Raw genomic sequence first — 1,530 nt, forward strand, 5'->3', positions numbered from 1 at the left:
CTTGTAGCCACTGAAGTCGTCGCACACCAGGCTGCCGCGCCAGTCCCCGAGGAAGTCTCGGGCATGTGAGCCCGCCCGGCTCTCGGTGAAGTCGTAGATCACCGCCCTCAAGTCCTCGAAGGCTCCGGGCGCATAAGCCCAGAGGTAGGCGCGATGCGTCTTGCCCTGACCCGGCTTGAGCATCGCCACCGGCGTCTCGTCCGCGTGCAGCACGCGATGAGCGAGCACTGCAGACCTGAGCGCATCGACCAGCGGCTGCAACTGCACCCCACACATGCCCACCCAGGCACCCAGCGTGGAACGCGGAATGGCGAAGCCGGCGCGTCCGAAGATGCTCTCCTGACGGTACAGCGGCAAGTGATCAGCGTACTTGGCCACCATCACTTGGGCCAGCAGGCCGGCCGTGGGGATGCCCTTGTCAATGATCTGCGCAGGCACTGGTGCCTGCATCAGCGTCTGGCAGGTCGTGCAGGCCCATTTGCCGCGAATGTGGCGCTCGACCGTGAAGACGCCGGGCACGTAGTCCAGTCGCTCGGCCATGTCCTGGCCAATGCGCTGCAGCGCGCAGCCGCACGCGCAAGTGGTGCTCTCGGGTTCGTGGTGAACCTCGGTGCGTGGCAGGTGCGCCGGCAGTGGCGCGCGACGAGGAACTTGTTTGGTCTTCTCGCCGCTCGGCACCGCAGCGAGTTGTTCGAGCTCCTGCTCTATGGCCGCAATGTCGACGTCCAGGGTTTCGTCCAAGAGGCTGCGCTGCTCGGCGTTCAGGCGCTCGCTGCGCGCGGCGAACTTCCAGCGCCGCAGCATGGCGATCTCGTGGGTGAGTTGGTCGACCTTGGTTTGCTTGAAGTGGATCTCGCGATCCTTGGTGGCGATGATCTGGTCGTGCGCTTCGATGACGCGTTGCTGATGGCCAGCGCGTTCGATCAGGCCGCGCACCAACTCGCGCAATTGCACGGCGTCGAGTTCGTCGAGGTCATTGATCTTGGTCGCATTCACCATGGCCTCGATGGTGCCGCACAGGCGTCTTCTTGCCTATCGGGGCAGCCACCGATTGCAGGACGATGCCAATGAACTTGCCGCGCAAAGTCAGTGGCAACGCAAGCTCAGATGATGTGGATTGCACCCGCACCGGCCCCTGCATCTGCGAGGCGCTGCCAGGGCAGGCCAAGCACCAGGGCGTCGAGTTGTGCGCGGCTCAGCGTCAAGGATGGTGGTGCGTCGGGCGTGCCCGGTACTGACATCGATGTCGATGTCAAATGCGGCCAAACGAAATGGCCCTGGTGCAGCCGGCGCGCGCACAGCCACAGGCCGAAGCCGTCGTGCACGAGCACCTTCATGCGGTTGGCGCGTCGGTTGGCAAAGAGATAGGCATGGTGTGCCTTCGCAGCACCGAAGACCTTGACGACGCGCGCCAGGGCAGTGTCGACGCCTGCGCGCATGTCGATCGGTTCGATGGCCAACCAGATCGCCTCGATGCGGATCATGGGCCGCTCACCGGAGCCACTCGTGCAACCAGGCGGCGCAGGACGC

General features: G+C 64.8%; 2 protein-coding genes. Both read right to left on the minus strand.

The window, feature by feature from the left end:
- Positions 1–999, minus strand: a 999-nt coding sequence (gene tnpC, locus QN413_RS26940; RefSeq protein WP_416352257.1) for an IS66 family transposase, incomplete at its 3' end; no start/stop codon positions are given.
- Between the two features lie 104 nt (positions 1,000–1,103).
- A partial coding sequence (gene tnpB / locus QN413_RS26945) for an IS66 family insertion sequence element accessory protein TnpB (RefSeq protein ID WP_323499626.1) occupies positions 1,104–1,530 on the minus strand: 427 nt, incomplete at its 5' end.

The organism is Variovorax sp. LG9.2, assembly GCF_035018885.1.
Classification (GTDB): Bacteria; Pseudomonadota; Gammaproteobacteria; order Burkholderiales; family Burkholderiaceae_C; genus Variovorax.